5 protein-coding genes are annotated in these 5,092 nt (G+C 61.4%); 4 read left to right on the plus strand and 1 reads right to left on the minus strand.

Annotation, left to right across the window (positions count from 1 at the left end; all coding sequences use genetic code 11):
• From EN750_RS17800 to EN750_RS17815, 4 genes are all read left to right on the plus strand, one after another.
• Positions 1-1,044 (plus strand): mandelate racemase/muconate lactonizing enzyme family protein (locus EN750_RS17800; protein ID WP_145967747.1); only part of this gene is annotated, 1,044 nt, incomplete at its 5' end.
• A 9-nt stretch (positions 1,045-1,053) separates the two neighbouring features.
• Positions 1,054-1,383, plus strand: a complete 330-nt coding sequence (locus EN750_RS17805; protein ID WP_127397195.1) for an L-rhamnose mutarotase — start codon at positions 1,054-1,056, stop codon at positions 1,381-1,383.
• On the plus strand, positions 1,379-2,452 hold the full coding sequence (locus EN750_RS17810; protein WP_189526280.1) for a Gfo/Idh/MocA family oxidoreductase: 1,074 nt from the start codon (positions 1,379-1,381) through the stop codon (positions 2,450-2,452). Before EN750_RS17805 ends, EN750_RS17810 begins: the two co-directional genes overlap by 5 nt.
• The gene (locus tag EN750_RS17815; RefSeq protein ID WP_164781743.1) at positions 2,449-2,904 is read left to right on the plus strand and encodes a MaoC/PaaZ C-terminal domain-containing protein; all 456 of its coding nucleotides are present in this window, start codon (positions 2,449-2,451) and stop codon (positions 2,902-2,904) included. Before EN750_RS17810 ends, EN750_RS17815 begins: the two co-directional genes overlap by 4 nt.
• 27 nt (positions 2,905-2,931) lie before the next feature.
• On the opposite strand, the gene EN750_RS17820 is transcribed toward EN750_RS17815, so the two are convergent.
• A complete protein-coding gene (locus EN750_RS17820) occupies positions 2,932-4,944 on the minus strand; it encodes a putative 2-aminoethylphosphonate ABC transporter permease subunit (protein WP_127397197.1) in 2,013 nt (670 codons plus the stop codon).
• Between the last annotated feature and the right edge of the window lie 148 nt (positions 4,945-5,092).

The following is a 5,092-nucleotide window of genomic DNA, read 5'->3' on the forward strand; positions in this document are numbered from 1 at the left end:
ATCCAGAGCTTCGTCAGCCAGGAAACGCCGATCGTCACCATCACCGATTCCGACGGCGCGGTCGGCACCGGCTACAGCTACACGATCGGCACCGGCGGCTCGTCGGTGATGCGGCTGTTGTCCGACCATCTGGTGCCGCGCCTGATCGGCCGCGACCCCGACATGATCGAGGCGATCTGGCACGATCTCGAATTCGCCACGCATGCCACCACGATTGGCGCGATCACCGCAATAGCGATCGCGGCGATCGACACGGCACTATGGGATCTGCGGGCCAAGAAACAGAACCTGCCGCTGTGGAAACTGGCCGGCGGTGCCAAGGATCGCTGCCCGCTCTACACGACCGAAGGCGGTTGGCTGCACATCGAGACGCAGGCGCTGGTTGACGATGCGCTAGCCGCCAAGGCGAAGGGCTTTCGCGGCTCGAAAGTGAAAATCGGCAGGCCGCACGGGTCGGAGGATCTTGCCCGCCTGTCGGCGGTGCGCAAGGCGGTCGGCGACGGCTATGAGATCATGACCGACGCCAATCAGGGTTTTTCGGTCGACGAGGCGATCCGGCGCGCCGCGAGGTTGCGCGAACTCGACCTTGCCTGGATCGAGGAGCCGCTGCCGGCCGACGACATTGACGGGCATGTGCGGTTGTCGAACTCGACGCCGACGCCGATCGCGATCGGCGAGTCGCTCTACTCCATTCGCCATTTTCGCGAATACATGCAGAAAGGCGCCTGCTCGATCGTGCAGGTCGATGTCGGCCGCATCGGCGGCATCACGCCCTGGCTCAAGATCGCGCACGCGGCGGAGGCCTTCGACATTCCGGTCTGCCCGCATTTCCTGATGGAACTTCATGTCAGCCTGACCTGCGCTGTTCAGAACGGCCGATATGTCGAGTACATTCCGCAACTCGACCAGTTGACCGGCAAGCGCCTCCGCATCGAGGATGGCCAGGCGCTGGCGCCCGACGAACCGGGCATCGGCATCGACTGGGACTGGGACGCGGTCAAGGCCATGAGCATCGCCGAATTCACCACGGCGATCACGAAATAGGAGACTGATATGCAGCGGATGGGGATGATTCTGGGGCTGAAACCGGAAAAGGTCGATGAGTATGTCCGCCTCCATGCCGCCGTCTGGCCCGACGTGCTGGCCATGATCTCCGCCTGCAACATCAAGAATTATTCGATCTACCTGAAGCGGCCGGAGAACCTGCTGTTCAGCACTTTCGAATATCACGGCAGCGACTACGAAGCCGACATGGCGAAGATGGCGGCCGATCCGAAGACGCAGGAATGGTGGGCGGTCTGCATGCCATGCCAGGAGCCGCTGGCGACGCGCAAAGAGGGCGAGTGGTGGGCCGAGATGGACGAGGTCTTCCATCATGATTGAAGGCGGTTTCGACCCTGCCTTGCTCGTTCAATCCTGGCCAAAACCCTCAAAACCCCGGCCGATCGTCACTTTCGGCGCCGGATCGATCGTCGGCGACGCGCATTTCCCGGCCTACAGGAAGGCCGGCTTTCCAGTAGCCGGGCTGTATGATCCTGATCATCCCAGGGCTGAAAAGCTGGCCGGCCAATGGGGCGTGACGGCCTTTGGCTCGGTCGAAGAAGCTGCTGCCGTCGAGGGCGCGATCTTCGATCTTGCCACCCCGCCGTCGCGTCATGCCGATGTGCTGAAGTCCTTGCCTGATGGCGCGGTGGCGCTGATCCAGAAGCCGATGGGCAGCAATCTTGCCGAGGCGACCGCGATCCTCGAGATCTGCCGCGCCCGGAAGCTGCACGCAGCGGTGAACTTCCAATTGCGCTTCGCGCCGATGATGCTGGCGCTCAAGGGTGCTATCGGCAAGGGCTGGCTCGGCGAGATCGTCGACTTCGACGCCTGGCTGGCGCTGGCGACACCATGGCAGCTTTGGGAATTCCTGCTCAAGGCGCGGCGCGTCGAGATCGCCATGCATTCGATCCACTATCTCGACCTGATCAGGCAATTGCTCGGCGACCCCAAGGGTGTGCACGCCAAGACGCTCGGCCATCCCAACCATGCCGTGGCGCAGACGCGCACCAGCGCCATTCTCGACTATGGCGACACCGTGCGCTGCGCGCTGTCGATCAACCACGACCATAAGTTCGGCCGCCGGCACCAGGCCTGCGAGTTCCGCATCTGCGGCACAGAAGGTGCCGCCTATCTCAAGCTGGGTCTCAACCTCGATTATCCCACAGGTGAACCGGATGTGCTGGAGATTTACCCCAAGGGTGGAACGGACTGGGTCGCGGTGCCCTTGGCCGGCGAGTGGTTTCCAGACGCCTTCGTCGGCCGCATGGCCAATGTCCAGCGTTTTGCCACCGGAGAAGATGCCATGCTGATCAGTCCGGTCGAGGATGCCTGGAGCACGATGGCGCTGGTCGAGGCGGCGTATCAGTCGAGTGCGGCACCGGCGACGCCGATTGCGGAAAGACCCTGATGGAACAGATCCAGTATTTCGAAGACTATGAGATTGGCGCGTCGCGCCTGACCAGCGGCCGCACCATCACCGAGACGGACTTCATCGTCCATGCCGGCCACACCGGCGATTTCTTCCCGCACCACATGGACGCCGAGTTCATGAAGACGACGCCATTCGGCCAGCGCATCGCGCACGGCACGCTGGTGTTCTCGGTCGGCATCGGGCTGACGGCAACCGTCATCAACCCTGTCGCCTTTTCCTACGGCTACGACCGGTTGCGCTTCATCAAGCCGGTGTTCATCGGCGACACGATCCGGACGCGTACCACAATTACGGCCAGGGAAGACGACCCGAAGAGGCCGGGGTCGGGACGGGTGATCGAACGCTGCGAGGTGATCAACCAGCGCGGCGAAGTGGTGCTGGCGGCCGACCACATCTACATCGTCGAACGCAGGCCGACGCAGGGCTGAGACTTGGGAAAGTCCTAGAGCATTTCATTATCGTACCCGCCAACCCTGAGTTCTTTTAAGGATACCTTTCGAAACAGCCAAGTGAATGATCCGCGCGAATGCGTTGGTGTAGAAGATCATCATGCCCATGGCAGCAGCAGGCGCGGTGTCGCCAGCGTCGTCCATGTTGAGCACTGCAACCGAGGCGAGCGCCGTGTGTGTTGTATAGATGAAGACCACCGCGGAAACCGTCGTCATGGCGTTGACGAAAAGATAGATCGAGATGTCAAGGATTGCCGGCAGACAGATCGGCACTGTCACCCGCGTGAACAGGCGATAGAAAGGCTGCTTCAGCGAGGCCGCGACCGGCTCGAACTCACGATCGATCTGCTTCAGCGCCGTCAGGGCCGTCAAATGACCGACCGTGTAAAAGTGCGTCACGGTGCAGACGACCAGGATCGCCATTGTGCCGTAGATCGCGTGCAGCGGATTGGCCGGATTGTTGAAGAAGAAAATATAGGCCAGGCCAAGCACAAGCCCCGGCACCGCCATCGGCAGCATGGCGAGGAAGTGGAAGGCTGCCCGTCCGGTCCTGAAGCCTTCGGTCTTTTCGACGATGTAAGCGCCGACGAAGACGATGACGGTTCCAAACACAGCGGTCAGCAATGAGAGCGTGATCGAGTTGTAGTAAGAAGCCCAGCCCCCGCCATCCATGCGACCGAACGCGAAATTTTTCAGGCTGAGACTGAGGTCGTAGGGCCAGAACTTGACCAGCGCGGCGTACTGGCAAATGCCGATGATGCCGGCGATGAACAACGCGACCAGGCTGCAATAAGCCAGACAGACCAGGTCGAAGCGGCGATTGGGTTTTGCCTCGTAAGGCACCGAGCGGGCCGACAGGAGCGAAACCTGCCTGCGCTGGACCAGGCGGTCGACGACGAAGGCGGCGATGGCCGGGATCAGCAAGATGACCGAGACCACCGCCCCCATCTCGAAATTCTGCTGACCAATCACTTGCTTGTAGATATCGACGGCGAGCACGTTGAACTGGCCGCCGATGACCTTCGGCAAGCCGAAATCGGTGATGACGAGCGTAAACACGACAAACGCCGCGGAGATCAAACCGTAGCGCGCGCCCGGAATGGTAACGACCCAGAACGTCCGCCACTTGCTGGCGCGCAGCGAAGCGGCGGCTTCATATTGGCGCTGGTCGGAGATCGCCAGTGCCGTCGAGATAATGGTCAGAGCATGGGGAAAGGTGAAGAATATCGAGCCGACGACAATCCCCAACGGACCATAGATCGATATACCGCCAAGCAGGCTTTTCAACAGGCCCTGGTTGCCGAACAGATAGATGAGGGCGATGCCGGGCAGTAGCGACGGCACCAGGATGGGAGCCATGGCGATGAGCCTGAATAGGCCCTTGAAGCGCATCTTGCTTCGGTTCAAAGCGTAGGCGAAGCCGAAGGCTATGCCGACCGTGATGATGGTGCTGATCAGCGCGATCAGGAAGGAGTTCTGGATCGAGCGGAACAGCGTTGGCGTCGAGAAGTAGGTTGTGTAGTTGTCCAACCCAAGCTCGCGCGCGGGCCTCAGCATAATGCGCCGAAAGGTGTTCGAATCGACTTCCTGCCATTCGGTGCCGCGGTGGAGTTGCGTGCCGATCAGGAAATAAGCGTCATCGGTCGTGCCGCGGACCTTGTATTTGACCGGGCTGCGGAAACTGAAATCCGGAAAGAAGCTGGTGGCCGGCAACCGACCATCGGAACTGGTCGCAAGCTTTTCTGGCGGGACCGCGGCGAGTTTCTCGTTCAGAGCGGCGGCCGTCACTGGCTCGCCGAAATTGCCGAGCTTGTCGCTGACCTGGAATTCGAACGCGCCAAGATCGAAGCTGTAGGTCGAGAACGATTTCGACAGCATCACGTAGAGCGGGGCTGCCAGCGACAGGACCAGATAGAACGAGATGACGACCAGCAGGCCGCGCTTGATCAACTCGTCCTTGTCGAGCGACTGTCGGAGCGCCCGACCGGACGGCATCAGGATATCAGTTGCCGCCGCCATGGCGCTCTCCTTGCGGGAAGACAAGCAGTCGGTCGGCGGGCAGTTCCACCGTTAGCGCTCCGCCTTCGGCGAGGCCGAGACGCCGCGTGGCGTTGACCGAGAAATCGGCGATCAGAATCTCGTCTCCAAGCTCTCCGCCGCGCAGCCG

The organism is Mesorhizobium sp. M7A.F.Ca.ET.027.03.2.1 (genome assembly GCF_003999175.1).
Classification (GTDB): Bacteria; Pseudomonadota; Alphaproteobacteria; order Rhizobiales; family Rhizobiaceae; genus Mesorhizobium.

Bases quoted from the DNA above. Each gene is read 5' to 3' on its own strand.
- EN750_RS17805 (WP_127397195.1), top strand. From the start codon at position 1,054: ATGCAGCGGATGGGGATGATTCTGGGGCTGAAACCGGAAAAGGTCGAT.
- EN750_RS17820 (WP_127397197.1), bottom strand. From the start codon at position 4,944: ATGGCGGCGGCAACTGATATCCTGATGCCGTCCGGTCGGGCGCTCCGA.